This window comes from Actinoplanes missouriensis 431, assembly GCF_000284295.1.
Classification (GTDB): Bacteria; Actinomycetota; Actinomycetes; order Mycobacteriales; family Micromonosporaceae; genus Actinoplanes; species Actinoplanes missouriensis.
The window spans coordinates 8,592,146-8,605,811 of sequence record NC_017093.1 but is presented as its reverse complement, the minus strand read 5'-3'; the positions used below and the strand labels follow the sequence as shown (position 1 = coordinate 8,605,811).

The window sequence follows — 13,666 nt, the reverse complement described above, 5'->3', positions numbered from 1 at the left end:
GGCCCGTGCGAACGGGTCACGGCCTTCTCGTCGTTCAGGAACAGACGTCGTTGCGCCACGCCCAGGCGGCGATCTCGACCCGGTTGCGGGCGCTGAGTTTGCGCTGCACGTTGGCCAGGTGGGTCTTGACCGTCGACAGCGTCACGTAGAGCCGCCCGGCGATCTCGTCGTTGGTGTGCCCGTGCGCCACCAGCCGGACCACGGCGAGCTCACGTTCGGTGAGTGGCTCGGTGGGCGGCGGCTCCGGCGGCTCGGGCTCGCCCCCGCGGCGGGGGGCGAGGTGCGACAGCAGACGTACGGTCACCGCCGGCGAGATCAGCGTGGTCCCGGCGGCGGCCGCGCGCACCGCCTCCACCAGCAGGTTCGGTGACGTGTCCTTGAGCAGGAAGCCGCAGGCGCCGTTACGCAACGCCTGGTAGACGTACTCGTCGAGGTCGAACGTCGTGACGATGAGGACGTTGAGCGGATCCCGTACGGCCGGACCGGCCAGCAGCCGGGTCGCCTCGAGCCCGTCGATCCTGGGCATCCGGATGTCGAGCAGGCACACGTCGGGACGCAGCCGGCGGGCCTGCTCCACCGCGGTCTCACCGTCCGCCGCCTCGGCCACCACCTCGATGTCGGGCTGCGTGCCGAGGATCATGCGAAACGCCGTACGGATCATGTCCTGGTCGTCGGCGAGCAGAAGCCTGATGGTCATCGCCGTCCCCGCACCGTGCGCCGCGCCTCCGGCCGGATCGGCAGAACCGCGGTGACCTGCCAGCCGCCGGTGACCGGCCCGGCCGTCAGCTCACCGCCCGCGGCGCGAACCCGCTCGCTGAGCCCGGTCAGGCCGAACCCGCCGGCCGGCAACGGCGACACGGCGGCCTGCCCGTCGTTGCGGACGGACACCTCGGCCAGGCCGGACCGGCCGGGGCGGACCCGGACACCGATGTCGATCCGGGTGGTTCCGGTGGTGTGCCGCAACACGTTGGTCAGCGCCTCCAGGACGGTGTGATGCGCCGCGTCGAGAGTGGCGTCGGGAAGCCGCAGGTGGGACAGCGACTCGTCGACGGAGACCACCGGCGTGGGATGGCCGGGCGGCAGGGAGCCGGTGACAGCGGTCAGCATCTCGTCCAGGGTGCCGTGGGCGGGCGCGGTCGCGGGTGTCTCGTCACGCAGGATGCCGACGAGCGTACGCATCGAGGTGAGCGCCTGCCCGCCGGCCTGCTCGACCCCGATCAGCAGCCGGTCCAGATCCTCGGCGGAAGGCGCGGCGCCCGAGCTGGTGACGAACCGGATGGCCTGCGTCTGCGCGACGATCGCGGTCACGTGATGGGCGACGTAATCGTGCAGGTCACGGGCCTGATCCAGGCGTTCCGCCTGCCGGGCCAGCCGGTCCGCGTCGACCCGGCGGCGCTCCAGCAGGCGCAGGTACAGGCCGAGCAGCGCGACGAACAGCACCCACGCGGTCAGCACCATCGCGACCAGGGCGCCGTCCTGCGACAACGTCCGCACATTGACCGGATGGAGGAAGACCCGCAACGGGAGCAGACCGATCGCCAGGATGGTCAGGGCGGCCGGACCGGCCGCCCGCCGGATCGGATGCTGCATGACCAGGCGGATCACCGTCACCGACAGCGCGGCGAACTCCACGATGCCGAATGTGTGCTCGAGCCGGAGCGCCGGTACCAGCGCGCAGGCGACCGAGACCGTGAGGGACAGCGCCGCGGCCGCGGCGACCGCGGACGGGCGGGCCTCGGCGAGCAGCAGCACCGCGACCGCGAGCAGCCCACTGGCGATCACGCCGAGCTTGGCGGGCAGCGTGGGGCCGTCGAGTCCTTCGGCGACGACGAGGGCCGCCACCACGGCGGCGAACAGGACCGCCGCCACCCGCTGCGGTCCCCGGCGTCCCGGAAAGATGATCAGCACAGGAGCCCACGGTACGACGTTTCTCCCGGCCGGCCGTAGTTCTTTCGGCCGAGTCACCGCGAGGCCGGTCGGTAACTCGGCCGAGGTGGGCCTCCGCCCCGTGCTCGCAGGATCGAGTCTGCACCGGACGAGGAGCGGAGAGTTTCGTGACGACGACAGTGCAGGCTGAAGGCCTGCGAGTGAGAACGGGCCGGCACCTGGCCGTCGACGGCGTCGACCTGAGCCTGAGCGCCGGCGTTCACGGGCTGCTCGGCCCGAACGGCGCCGGGAAGACCACCCTGATCCGGGCGCTGGCCACCGTGCTGCGCCCGTACGACGGCCGGCTCCGGCTGCTCGGGCAGCCGATGGACGCCCGGCCCGACCTGCGGGAGGTGCGGCGCGCCCTCGGTTACCTTCCCCAGGAGTTCGGCTACTACCCGCGCTTCACGGTGTCCGAGTTCGTCGAGTACATGGCGTGGCTCAAGGAGGTGCCCGGACCGCGGCGCCGCCGCGCCGTGCGGCACGCGCTCGACCGGGTGGGTCTGGCCGATCGGGCCGGCTCACGGATGAAGGCGCTCTCCGGGGGCATGCTGCGCCGTGCGGGCATCGCCCAGGCGATCGTGAACGAACCGCGGTTGCTGCTGCTCGACGAGCCGACCGTGGGCCTCGACCCGAAGCAGCGGCTCGATTTCCGGGCGCTGTTGCGGGAGCTCGGCGAACGCTCCTGCGTGATCGTCTCCACGCACCTCGTCGAGGACGTGGCGGCGGCCTGTTCGAGTGTTGTGCTGGCCGATGCCGGCCGCATCGTGTTCCACGGGGTGCCGGACGACGTGGCGGCTGCCGGTGGTCCAGCCGACGCCGGGGACAGCCCGATCGAACGCGGTTACTCGGCCCTGCTCGAACGGCACCGGGCAGCGTCGGCGGTGGCCCGATGACCGGCATCATCGCCATCGAACTGCGCCGTTCCGGCGCGCTGCTGGCCGGCGCCGCAACAGCCGTGCTCGGGGTGGCCGGGCTGTACGTTCTCGCGCTCACCGGGCAGACCGGCCTCTGGGACCAGCAGTGGAATCTGCTCGCCGTCTTCCAGCGCATCATGCTGGTGGTTCTCTGGCCGCTGGCCGTGGCCGCCGGCGCCTGGCAGGCCGGCCGGGACCGGCGCAGCCGGATGGAGGAACTGCTCGGCGCCACACCGGCTCCGGGATGGCGGCGGCTGCTGCCGTCCGTCCTCGCCACGGCCCTCTGCCTGGTCGCCGGCTACCTGCTCGTGCTGGCAGCCGGGGCGCCGAAGGTCGCGGCCGTCGCCGGCCATCCCGGCAGCGGCTGGCCGGCGGTGACCGCCGTCGGCGTCGTGGCCCTGATCGCGGCGGGTGTCCTCGGTCTCGGTGCCGGCCGCCTGCTGCCGTACGCCTACACGCCGGCCGTGCTCGGCGCGGGCAGCCTCGCCGGCCTTCTGGCAGCGATCGAGGCGACCAAGATCGGCGACGCCACCAGGCCCGGCGCGGCCCTGCTGCTCCCCTTCTTCACCAGCACGATCTCCGAGTTCCAGGAGGTCGGCGGCGTCGTCACCACCGGCCAGGCCTGGTGGTTCGGGGGACTGGTCGCCGGGGGACTGGTGCTGTACCTCGCGACGAACCGGGTCGTACGGGTGCTCGCCGTCGTCCCGCCGGCGCTCGGGCTGCTGCTGGGCGCCCCGTTGCTGACCGTCACCGCGGAGAACGCCTTCCCGATCGACCCGGCCGCGGTCACCGAGGTCTGCACCACGGACGACGGGCCACGGGTCTGCGTCACCGCAGCGCACCGGCGGATGCTGCCGGACCTCGTCGCGCCCTCCCGGAACGCGTTGCGCCTGATGGCCGAGCTGCCGGACGCGCCGACCTCGGTCCACGAGGCGGTACCCGGCCTCGGCCGTCCGCAGCCGGCCGCCGAAGCGTGGCTGGACACCGACAACCTCGGAGCGACAGACGATCCGGCCGAGCTGACCGCCCGCGTGCTGGCGGGTGCCGGCACGCCGCTCTGTGTCCGCAACGAGGAAAGCGCCTACCTCGACGTGCTGCGTGCCCGGGCGGTGACGGCCGCCTGGCTCTACGGCAGTCATCCGGTCCCCGGCCCCGGCTTCTCGGCAACCGAGCAGGCACTGCGCGACACGATGTGGACGAGGTTGCGCGCCCTGCCGGCCCAGGAGCAGCAACGCCGTGTCGCCGCGGTCCGCGCCGCCGGGCTGACCTGCGGCGACCAGGCCGGCGCCCTCGGTCTCGGAGCCGGCCGGTGAGGACCGCCACGCTGTTCCTGCGCTCCCGTGACGTGCCGGCCGGGACGCTGTGGGCGGTGCCGGCCATGGCCGCCGTCGCCTGGCTCGGCGCCGGCCCGGCCGGGTCACGGCACGCCGTGACCGCCGCGGCTCTCGCTCTGGCGCTGGGCGTCGCCGTCCTCGGCCACGGCCTCGGTGGGCCGGACAGCACCCTGGACGCGACGGCGGCGATCCGCTGGGCGCCCCGCCGCGCGCTGCATCTGATCGCGATCGGCACGGTCGCGGTCGCCGTGGTGACGGTGGTGACCACGGTTCCGGTCGCCGTCGTCCTGCGGGACGCGGCCGGCTTCACCGGGCTGGCCGGCCTGGCCGCGGTGCTGTTCGGCAGGCGACTCACCTGGACCCTGCCGGTCGTGACGGGTTGCGTGTCCGCCGGTGTCCCGGCCGTACCGGGTCCGTTCGCGCTGTATCTGCTCACCTGGGCGGGCCAGCCTGCGGACAGCGGTACGGCCTTGACGGTCGGTGTGGTCCTCGCGGTCACCGGTGGCGCCGCATACACCGCGCGCGGCCCGCGCCGGCTCGACCCGGTGAGCTGATCAGGATTCCGGGACGAGAGATGTGGACCACGCGAAGTCGCGAGTGGCGCCGGGTCCTGGAAAACCGATCTAGATGGGGCCGGACCTGTGGAAACGCGGGTCGGGCCCGATCTGCTCCTCGTGGCGGGCCCGGCCGCCGGCCACCGCGATGATCAGAGCCGTGATCAGCAGCAGCACACCCAGGGCGTTGCAGCCGTAACCCCAGACCATGCTCCACGACCAGAACGGCTGCCCGGGCCGGTCGAAGCGCCAGGTCTCGGCCACGAACCCGATCACGCCGAGCAGCGTGAGAGGCGTGAGGAACACCAGCGCCGCGATGGTCGCCGCCGCGCTGAGGAACCGTGCCATCCCGCCCACCGCCTCGGTGCGCCGGCTCGCCCAGCCGATGACCAGCCAGCCGGCCAGCCCGCCCAGCAGCCAGAACACCACGCCGACAGCGGTGACCCAGCCCGGTTGCCAGCGGTTCAGTGAGGCCAGCGCGTAGAACTCGCCGGCCGGGGTGTCGACCACGTCGACCGTCGTCTCCAGGTGCAGTGACAGCGGGCCACGCTCGGCCACCAAGGCACGACCGCTCGGCTCCAGCAGGCCGGAGGCGATGTCGGTCGCACCCGTCGGGTACTCCTCGCGGACCGTCCAGCCAGCGTCGATCAGCCGCTGCCGCGCCTGGCCGAACCACGTCCGATAGTCGCCGGAAACGTACATGCCGGCCGGCCCGAAGCTGTAGCCCGCGTACGCGAAGTCCTCGTTGAACGGCTCCAGCCACTGATGGTCCCCGGTCGGGTCGCGGAACACCCGGCCCTCGTCCCGGCCGCCCTCGATCGGCAGCGACGGGAACACCGTCGTGGTGATCTCGGCGAGCCGCGCGCCGGACGGATAGTCGGGCACCGCCTCCCACGCGGCGCGCGTGCTCAGCGCGGCGGCGAAGAACCCGGTGGTCAGCGCCACCAGCAGGGCAACGGCCACGACCGCCCCGGAGGCCGGCCGGCCGAGCCGGGCGCGCAAGCCGTGCCGGAGCAGGTTTGCGGCCTCACGCCATGACGGCGCGCGGCGGCCGAGGGCCAGCAGCGTGTCCAGCACCTCGTCGCGCCGAGGGCCGGCCGGGTACGCCCGGACCAGGAACCGGTATCCCCAGTGGGCGGTCACGCCGGGTTCAGCCCTTCTCGAGCGGGGGCGGTGCTCGGACCGTACAGCTGCTGTCTTGCGGTTTTGGCATTGCGCTGCAAGCGCTCGGTCTCATCGGTCAGGGCCGCGCGGCCACCGGAGCTCAGACGGTAGTAGCGGCGCGTGCGCCCGTCGACGACCTCCTCGCGGTCGATCTCGACGAGACCCTCCACGGCGAGCCGGTCGAGCGCCGCGTACAGCGTGCCGGCGAGCAGCGTGACCTGCCCGCCGGTCAGGTGGCTCACCTGCTGGATGACGCCGTAACCGTGCTGGGTCCCGCCGGCGAGCGCCGTGAGGATCCAGAACGTAGGCTCGCGCATCGCCTTCGGCATGCGGCCAATATAAAGATGATCTGAATATCGGTCAACGGCTCCGGTGTGGTCAGACGAGGCCGTGGGTGTGCGCCCAGATCACCGCGTGGACCCGGTCCCGGACCCCCAGCTTGGCGAGGACCCGGCCGACATGGGTCTTGACGGTGGACTCGGAGAGGAACAGCTCACCGGCAATCTCCGGATTGGACAGTCCCCGGCCGATCGCCACCAGCACCTCGCGTTCCCGGGCGGTCAGGTCGTCCACCAGCGTCGTGCCCGCCGCCGGGGTGCGGGCGCCCTGATAGTGGTCGAGCAGGGTGCGGGTGATCCGCGGCGAGACGACCGCCTCACCGCCGGCGACGGTGCGGACCGCGGCGACGAGCTCGGCCGATGGCGCGTCCTTGAGCAGGAATCCGCTGGCGCCGGCCCGCAGGCCGTTGAACGCGTACTCGTCGAGGTCGAAGGTGGTCAGGATCAGCACGCGGGTGCCGGGGCAGTGCGTGACGATGTCCCGGGTCGCCTCGATGCCGTCCATGATCGGCATGCGGACGTCCATCAGGACCACGTCCGGACGGAGGTCACGGGCGAGCAGCGCTCCGGCCCGCCCGTCACCGGCCTCGCCGACGATGCGCAGGCCCGGCGCCTGGCCGAGGACCATGGCCATGCCTTCGCGGAGCAGCTCCTGGTCGTCCACGAGCAGCAGGGATATCTCAGTCATCGGTGTCCTCGGTCGAAGCGTTGTCCCCGGTTGAAGCAGTGTCCCCGGTTGAAGCAGCGTCCCCGGTTGAAGCAGCGTCCCCGGTTGGAGCGGTGTCCTCGGTGGAAAGGGGCAGCGTCACGCGCACGGCCCAGCCGACCGCCCGCGGGCCGGCCTCCACCGTGCCGCCGTAGAGGGCAGCCCGTTCCCGCAGCGCGATCAGACCCTGCTCGCTGCCGACCGACGGCGCCGGTGTGGTGCCCCGGCCGTCATCGGTGACCGCGATCCGGATCGGGCCGGTGTAGTCGAGGTCGACGAGGACCTCACTGGGATGATCGGCATAGCGAAGCGCATTGGTCAGAGCCTCCTGCACGGTACGGAACACGACCCGCTGCAGGCCGGGCGACACCGGATCCGGGCCGCGGCGCCGCAGGGTCACCGGCAGCCCGGCGATCCGGAACGTCTCGACCAGGCTCTCCAGATCACCCGGTACGTCCGGGGCCCCGTCGCGGAGCACACCGAGCAGCCGCCGCATGTCCCTCATGGCCTCCCGGCCCACCTCGGCCGCCCGCTCCACGGCCTTGCGTGACCGGTTCGGGTCGGTGTCGGCCACCGCCGTCGCACCGTCCGCCAGCCGTACCATGATCGTCAGATTGTGCGCGACGATGTCGTGCAGGTCGTGAGCGATCCGGGCGCGTTCCCGAGCCGCGGCCAACCGGCCTTCCTGCTCCTTCTCCCGGGCGAGCTGAGCGGCCCGGTCGAGCAGCGCCTGCACGTATCGGCGGCGGGTCGCGACGTTCGCGCCGACAAGCACCGACCCGATCACGGTGATCCCGTAGAAGAAGATGAACGCCCCGAGTCCGTCACGACCCGACCGGTGAACCGCCTCCGCTCCGAGCACGAGAAGAGAGCCCACGGATCCGGCCGTCACGGCGTGCAGCGACCGGTGCGCCGCCAGCGAGTACATCGCCACCGCGAACGCCATCACCTGGGTGTTGCCGGCCAGCGCGTCGCCGGCCACCACCACCGCGAGGACCATCCAGGGCAGGGACCTGCGCCACAGCAGCGACAACGCCACCACCGCGTTGAGCGCCAGACTCCACGGGTCCGCCCGCTCCGGGCCCCACAGCAGCACGTCGCTGCCGAGCCCGGTCAGGAAGCAGAGGACCACGATGATCCCGCTGCCCAGCAGGGGATGGCGCGCCCAGAAGGCCCGCACCGGACCCGCCCCGGTCTCCATCACTCAGGCGTCCCGGCGGACCAGGGTGACGCTGCCGAGCACGGCCGGGACAGCCAGCCACGCGAGGACGACGGGCAGCGCGGCCGACAGCGGATCGTGCAGGACCCGGTCGGCGGCGACGGCGAACCCGAGGCTGGTCAGGTCGAACGCGACCCAGATGTCGAGCACGGCCAGCACCACCCTCAGCAGCAGGACGGCACCGAACGTGAGGCCGATCCCGGCCGCGGTGTTACGGACCGCGAGCGTGACGGCGAACGCGAACAGTGCCACGAGCACGCAGTATCCGACCTCGCCGCCGATCAGTCCCAGCACTGTGCCGAACGGCACGCCGGTCAGGGACGCATGGTGCAGGAAGGGAAAGGCGGTCGCGTACCCCAGGGCCAGCGACAGGGCCGCCAGCACGGCCGCGACCGCCGCGACCAGCAGAGCCTTGGCGGCCATCACGGTGAGCCGCCGCGGCGCGGCCACGAATGTCACCCGGATCGCGCCCGCGGTGTACTCCGAGCCGAGCACGAGCACCGCCAAGACCACGATCGAGATCTGCGCGAGGGCGGCGGACCAGGAGAACACCGAGGTCATGGCGTCACGGGCGGTCATGCCCTCGGCGAAATCAGAATCGCTGTACGCCAGCCCCTGCAGGAGCGCCCCGCCGATCGGAAGGACCACCGCGGCGACGGCGCAGACCCAGGACGATCGGAGGGTACGCGTTTTCAGCCACTCGGCCGCGACGAGGCGGGACAGGCTCAGGCGTACGTCGGTGGTGTTGCTCATCGCGGGGAACCTCCGGCGAGAGGGCGGGCGTGGTCCCGGGTCAGAGCGAGGTAGGCGTCCTCCAGCGAGGCGGCCACCGTGACGTTCTCGAACAGCAGGATGCCGGCGTGGTGGGCGAGCACGGCGATCTCCTCGGCGGCCGGCCCGATGACCTCCAGCGTGCCGTCGGGACGCCGGGCGACGGCCGCGTCGTGGTCGCGTAACAGCTTCTCCAGGCGTTCCGGCTGGTCGGTGCGGGTACGAACGGTCCGGGTGGCGTTCCGGGTGAGCAGTTCCACCACCGACGCGTCCGCGAGCACCCGGCCCCGGCCGAGCACGATCAGGCGGTCCGCCGTCTGTGCCAGCTCACCCATCAGATGACTGGAGACCAGGACGGCACGTCCCTCGCGGGCCAGCGACCGCAGCAGCGACCGGATCCAGATGATGCCGTCGGGGTCCATGCCGTTCGCCGGCTCGTCGAGCAGCAGCGCCGCCGGGTCGCCGAGCAGCGCGGCGGCCAGGCCGAGCCGCTGCCGCATGCCCAGCGAGTACCCGCGGACGCGCCGGTCGGCGGCGTCGGCCAGGCCGACCATCTCGAGCAGCTCGTCGGCGCGCCCACCGGGGATGCCGTGACTGCGGGCCAGGAACCGCAGGTGGTCACGCCCGCTGCGGCCGGGGTGGATCGCCTCCGCGTCGAGCAGCGCGCCGACAGACCGCAGCGGCGCGTCCAGGTCCCGGTACGGGCGGCCGCCGATCAGGCACCGGCCGGACGTCGGCCGGTCCAGGCCCACCATCATGCGCATCGTCGTGGACTTGCCGGCGCCGTTCGGGCCGATGAACCCGTTGACGACCCCCGGCTCGAGCCGGAACGACACGCCGTCCACGGCGGTGACGTCGCCGTACCTCTTGGTCAGTTCTTGAACTTCGATCACCGCGACGACGCTACGGACGCGGGTGCCTCCAGCCATCCGACCGCGGTGCCGAGCAGCCGTGGTACCCCGGTACCACCGGACATGGGCACCGTGGTCGGATGGCGGGGCGGATCGGCGTCCGTACCGTCGTCGGTGTTGATCGACCAGCGCCGGACCGGCGCCGACAGAAGGAAGAATCACGATGAGCACTCAGGCGAAGCCCCGGTTCAGCCCCACCGCGATCTGGGGAATCACCTCCGTGGGCGTGCTGGTCACCGCACTGGTGCTGTGGGCCGGCTGGCCGGCGCAGGCCGCCGAGCTGACCCCGGGCACGGCCGAGGTCTACCTCATCGACGACGAACTGACGACACCGGCGCCGACCGGTGAGAAGAGCGGCTGGTTCGGCACTCTCTCGACGCCGTGTGACTTCGACTCCTGGTACGTCGAGTCCGCCGGCACGGCCATGTGCGCCACCCTCGACGGGCCGAAGGGGACGGTGACACTCGGCGGCGCGGGCAAGAGCATCGCGGTGGCCACCGAGGGTCAGCAGGCCATCACCGGGTGGGTCGCCGAGGCCGGTAGCGGTGGGGCGAAGGCGCCGACCCGGGCGCTGCTGGTGCGTGACGGGGACCCGATCGGTGTGGTGGCCGTGGCCGAGCCCGGCACGGTCGTCCCGGTCGGCTGAGGCCGGTCAGCGCGGCTACCCCGGACCGCGCAGGGCGTCGACCGGTTGCATGCGGGCCGCCCGCAGGGCCGGGTAGAGGCCCGCGAGCAGGCCGACCACGGCGCCGACGAGCGGGGAGGCCGCGGCGAGGGCGCCGTCCACGATCGGGGTCCACTGGCGGGCGACGCTGATCGCGACGACGGCGAGCACCCCGGTGCTGGCGCCGACGATCCCGCCGAGCAGGCCGATCACCGTGGACTCCAGGAGGAACTGGGCGGCGATGTGGCGGCGGCGTGCGCCGAGGGCCCGGCGCAGGCCGATCTCGGCGGTGCGTTCCATGACGGTGACGAGGGTGACGTTGGCGATGCCGAGGGCGCCGACGATCAGGGAGACCAGGCCGAGGACGAGCAGGAGACCGCTGACGTCCTGGGCGACGCCGGTGCGCAGCGAGGCCGGGTCGGGCGGGGCCTCGACCTGCAGGCCGGCGGGGTCGTTGGGTGCGAGGGCGACGGGTGCCTGCGCGGCGATGAGCTGGGCGCCGCCGAGGGCCGTGGTGATCGCGACGGTGGTGATGCCGCCGAGGTGCAGGCCGTCGTCGGCGCTGGTCCAGGGCAGGATCACGGCGCTGGACAGCACCTGCTGGTCGGCGCGGCGTACCTGGCCGAGGACGCCGATCACGGTGTACGGCTCGCCGTCGACCAGGACGGCGGGCTGGTTGTCGACGCGGGTGAGGCCGAGCTGAGTGGCTGCTTCGGCGCCGAGGACGGCGACCCGGTCGCGGCGTGTGACATGCCCGGAGTCGAAGAACCGGCCTGCGGTGACGTCGGCGCGGGCCGCGTCGAGCAGGGTGGGTGTGGACCCGATGACGGGCAGGAGCCGGTCGAGGATGCGGGTGGGGTCCTTGACGGCGTTGGCCCGTACCGGAAGGTCTTTTCCTTCTTCGGTACGGGAGTAGGCCGCGACCGCGGTGACGCCGTTGAGCCGGGCGACGTCGTCGGGGGCGGTCCAGCGCACCGGGGGCGGCGCCGCGGGGTCGCCGGGTCGGGGTACGTGCACGGTGACCTCGGTGGCGGTGGCCGCGTCGAATCGTCCGGCGATCTGGTTGCCGGCGGTGGCGGACACTCCGAGGGTGGTGACCAGGGTGCCGATGCCCATGACGACGCCCGCGATGGTGAGCGCGGTGCGGGCCGGGCGTGAGCCGATGCCGCTGATCGCCTCGGTGGCCAGGTCGCGCCAGGCGAGCCGGCTCATCGGCGCGCCGCTTCGATCACGGAGAGCCGGCCGTCGGCGATGCGCACCTGCCGGTCGGCCCGGGCCGCGACCGCCGGGTCGTGCGTGATGACCAGCAGGGTGGCGCCGCCGGCCCGGAGCTCGTCGAAGAGGTCGAGCACGGATGCCGTGTTGGCGCTGTCCAGGTTGCCGGTGGGCTCGTCGCAGAGCAGCAGCGCGGGATCGCCGACGAGGGCTCGGGCGATGGCGACGCGCTGGCGCTCGCCGCCGGAGAGCCGGCTGGGCAGGAAGTCGTGCCGGTGCCCCATGCCGACGCGATCGAGAGCGGTCACCGCCCGGCGGCGGCGTTCCGCGGCCGGTAACCCGGTGTAGAGGCCGCCGAGCATCACGTTCTCCAGGACGGTCCGGTACATCAGCAGGTGGAAGGACTGGAAGACGAACCCGATACGGGCGCCGCGCAGCTCGGTGCGCCGCCTGTCGCTCATGATGGTGGTCTCGGCGCCCTCGAAGGTGTAGCTGCCGCCGGTCGGCACGTCGAGCAGCCCGAGGACGTTGAGCAGGGTCGACTTGCCGGATCCGGAGGGGCCGACGATGCCGAGGTAGTCACCGCGCGCCACCTGAAGGTCGACGTCGATCAGCGCGGCCACCGGCGGGTGGGTGGGGAAGGTCCGGCTGACGCCGGCCAGGGCGAGGACGTACGTCATGAGCCGCTCACCACCACGCGATCGTTCTCGGACAGCTGCGCGCCGTCCCGGGGGCGGACCTGGACGTTGCCGTCGGCGGTCAGCCCGGGGTCGACCGGCACGTCGCGGGTCTGACCGGTCTCGGTCGCGACGGTGACCCGGGACTGCCCGTCCGAGGCGGTGAAGACCGCCGCGACGGGTACGGCGAGCACGTCCCCGCCGGTGTCGCCGACCGTGATGCGGACCTGCACCGACTGCCCGTTCAGCGCGGTCGCCTTCGTGGCGTCGGTGGGTTTGAGCTGCAACGGGACACCGGTGGAGGACGACTCCTGGTCGTCGTCGGCCTTGATCGCGTAGGCGGCGCCCAGGCCGGTGACCTTCGCTGTCAGGGTGCCGCCGGCGGTGTCGTTCAGGGTGGCGGTCATGCCGGGCTTGAGCAGTTCGGCGTCCTCGGGGGAGACGGTCGCGTTCACCACGAGGGCGGGGTCGGCGACGGTGCCGACCGGACCGGTCGGCGCGGTGCCCGCTCCGGCGGTCACGGTGGTGAGGCGGATCGGCAGTTTCGGCAGGAACAGGATCTCGCCGCTGGGGACGCTGATGCCGTAGGTGCGGCGGAACTCGGCGAGGTCGGCCTTGGCGTCGGCGAGCGGTTGCCCGCCGGCCTCCTTGGTGTCGGCGACGGCCCGCTCCAGCAGACGGAGCTGGGCTTTCTGCTCGGTGGTCGGCGCCGCGGCCGCGTACCCCCGCTTGGAGTAGAAGGCGCCGATGGCACTCAGCGCGCTCTCGTTGAGCGGGCCGGAGGCCGCGACGCCACGGCCCGGCAGCAGCCGCCGCATCGCGGCGCGCACCTGCCGGACGTCGTCGCCCTCCGCGCCCTTGGTCAGACTGCGGTACATCGGCACCTTGCCTTTCAGGACGAAGACCGGGCGGCCGTTGATCTCGAGCAGGACGTCTCCCTCGCGCAGGGTCCGGCCCGCGGCGGAGGTCTTGGTGACCAGTTGCGGGCCGGCCTCGCCGGTGCCGGCGGCGACCGTGCCGGTCAGCGTGATCGGCTGCGCCTTGCCGTAGGTGATCGAGCCCTGGGTCGTCACCGTCGAGGTCAGCGTGCGTTTCTCGACCGGCACGGTGATCAGCGAGGCGACCGGCGGTTCACGGAAGGCCGCCGCGTCGGCCGGGGACTTCACCTGGGTGGCGGCGAACCAGCCGGCAGCACCGGCGGTCAGGGCGACGGCGGTGGTCAGCGCCACGACCCGGACCGGGCCCCGGCGAGGGAGACGCAGACGCATGG

General features: G+C 72.8%; 15 protein-coding genes. 4 read left to right on the top strand and 11 right to left on the bottom strand.

The window, feature by feature from the left end; genetic code table 11:
• Positions 1-34: 34 nt before the first annotated feature.
• A complete protein-coding gene (locus tag AMIS_RS39310) occupies positions 35-697 on the bottom strand; it encodes a response regulator (RefSeq protein ID WP_014448064.1) in 663 nt (220 codons plus the stop codon).
• Positions 694-1,908 (bottom strand): sensor histidine kinase, encoded by a 1,215-nt coding sequence (locus tag AMIS_RS39305; protein WP_014448063.1) that lies wholly within the window; start codon positions 1,906-1,908, stop codon positions 694-696. The genes AMIS_RS39310 and AMIS_RS39305 overlap by 4 nt, the downstream gene beginning before the upstream one ends.
• A gap of 146 nt (positions 1,909-2,054) precedes the next feature.
• On the opposite strand from AMIS_RS39305, the gene AMIS_RS39300 reads away from it, so the two are divergent.
• From AMIS_RS39300 to AMIS_RS39290, 3 genes are read left to right on the top strand one after another with little or no spacing between them, the layout of a single operon-like run.
• Positions 2,055-2,822, top strand: coding sequence for an ABC transporter ATP-binding protein (locus AMIS_RS39300; protein WP_014448062.1), 768 nt, complete (start codon positions 2,055-2,057; stop codon positions 2,820-2,822).
• Complete coding sequence (locus AMIS_RS39295) at positions 2,819-4,156, top strand: hypothetical protein (RefSeq protein ID WP_014448061.1); 1,338 nt, start codon at positions 2,819-2,821, stop codon at positions 4,154-4,156. Before AMIS_RS39300 ends, AMIS_RS39295 begins: the two co-directional genes overlap by 4 nt.
• Entirely contained in the window at positions 4,153-4,731 is a 579-nt protein-coding gene (locus tag AMIS_RS39290; protein ID WP_014448060.1) for a hypothetical protein, read from the top strand. Before AMIS_RS39295 ends, AMIS_RS39290 begins: the two co-directional genes overlap by 4 nt.
• Positions 4,732-4,800: 69 nt before the next feature.
• On the opposite strand, the gene AMIS_RS39285 is transcribed toward AMIS_RS39290, so the two are convergent.
• From AMIS_RS39285 to AMIS_RS39260, 6 genes are read right to left on the bottom strand one after another with little or no spacing between them, the layout of a single operon-like run.
• Positions 4,801-5,874 (bottom strand): hypothetical protein, encoded by a 1,074-nt coding sequence (locus AMIS_RS39285; protein ID WP_014448059.1) that lies wholly within the window; start codon positions 5,872-5,874, stop codon positions 4,801-4,803.
• Positions 5,871-6,224, bottom strand: coding sequence for a PadR family transcriptional regulator (locus AMIS_RS39280; protein ID WP_014448058.1), 354 nt, complete (start codon positions 6,222-6,224; stop codon positions 5,871-5,873). The genes AMIS_RS39285 and AMIS_RS39280 overlap by 4 nt, the downstream gene beginning before the upstream one ends.
• A gap of 49 nt (positions 6,225-6,273) precedes the next feature.
• Positions 6,274-6,921: a response regulator gene (locus tag AMIS_RS39275; protein WP_014448057.1), complete on the bottom strand. Its 648-nt coding sequence runs from the start codon at positions 6,919-6,921 to the stop codon at positions 6,274-6,276.
• Entirely contained in the window at positions 6,914-8,140 is a 1,227-nt protein-coding gene (locus AMIS_RS39270; protein ID WP_014448056.1) for a sensor histidine kinase, read from the bottom strand. The genes AMIS_RS39275 and AMIS_RS39270 overlap by 8 nt, the downstream gene beginning before the upstream one ends.
• A 3-nt stretch (positions 8,141-8,143) precedes the next feature.
• The gene (locus tag AMIS_RS39265) at positions 8,144-8,911 is read right to left on the bottom strand and encodes an ABC transporter permease (RefSeq protein ID WP_014448055.1); all 768 of its coding nucleotides are present in this window, start codon (positions 8,909-8,911) and stop codon (positions 8,144-8,146) included.
• Positions 8,908-9,822, bottom strand: coding sequence for an ABC transporter ATP-binding protein (locus AMIS_RS39260; protein ID WP_041830351.1), 915 nt, complete (start codon positions 9,820-9,822; stop codon positions 8,908-8,910). Before AMIS_RS39260 ends, AMIS_RS39265 begins: the two co-directional genes overlap by 4 nt.
• Before the next feature lie 181 nt (positions 9,823-10,003).
• Between AMIS_RS39260 and AMIS_RS39255 the strand changes: the two genes are divergently transcribed.
• Positions 10,004-10,486: a hypothetical protein gene (locus tag AMIS_RS39255; RefSeq protein ID WP_014448053.1), complete on the top strand. Its 483-nt coding sequence runs from the start codon at positions 10,004-10,006 to the stop codon at positions 10,484-10,486.
• Positions 10,487-10,501: 15 nt separating this feature from the next.
• On the opposite strand, the gene AMIS_RS39250 is transcribed toward AMIS_RS39255, so the two are convergent.
• Genes AMIS_RS39250 through AMIS_RS39240 form a run of 3 tightly spaced genes read right to left on the bottom strand, consistent with a single transcriptional unit; the run spans position 10,502 to position 13,664 of the window.
• On the bottom strand, positions 10,502-11,716 hold the full coding sequence (locus tag AMIS_RS39250; RefSeq protein ID WP_014448052.1) for an ABC transporter permease: 1,215 nt from the start codon (positions 11,714-11,716) through the stop codon (positions 10,502-10,504).
• Positions 11,713-12,399, bottom strand: a complete 687-nt coding sequence (locus tag AMIS_RS39245; RefSeq protein WP_014448051.1) for an ABC transporter ATP-binding protein — start codon at positions 12,397-12,399, stop codon at positions 11,713-11,715. The genes AMIS_RS39250 and AMIS_RS39245 overlap by 4 nt, the downstream gene beginning before the upstream one ends.
• Positions 12,396-13,664 (bottom strand): PDZ domain-containing protein, encoded by a 1,269-nt coding sequence (locus AMIS_RS39240; RefSeq protein ID WP_014448050.1) that lies wholly within the window; start codon positions 13,662-13,664, stop codon positions 12,396-12,398. The genes AMIS_RS39245 and AMIS_RS39240 overlap by 4 nt, the downstream gene beginning before the upstream one ends.
• Positions 13,665-13,666 lie beyond the last annotated feature (2 nt).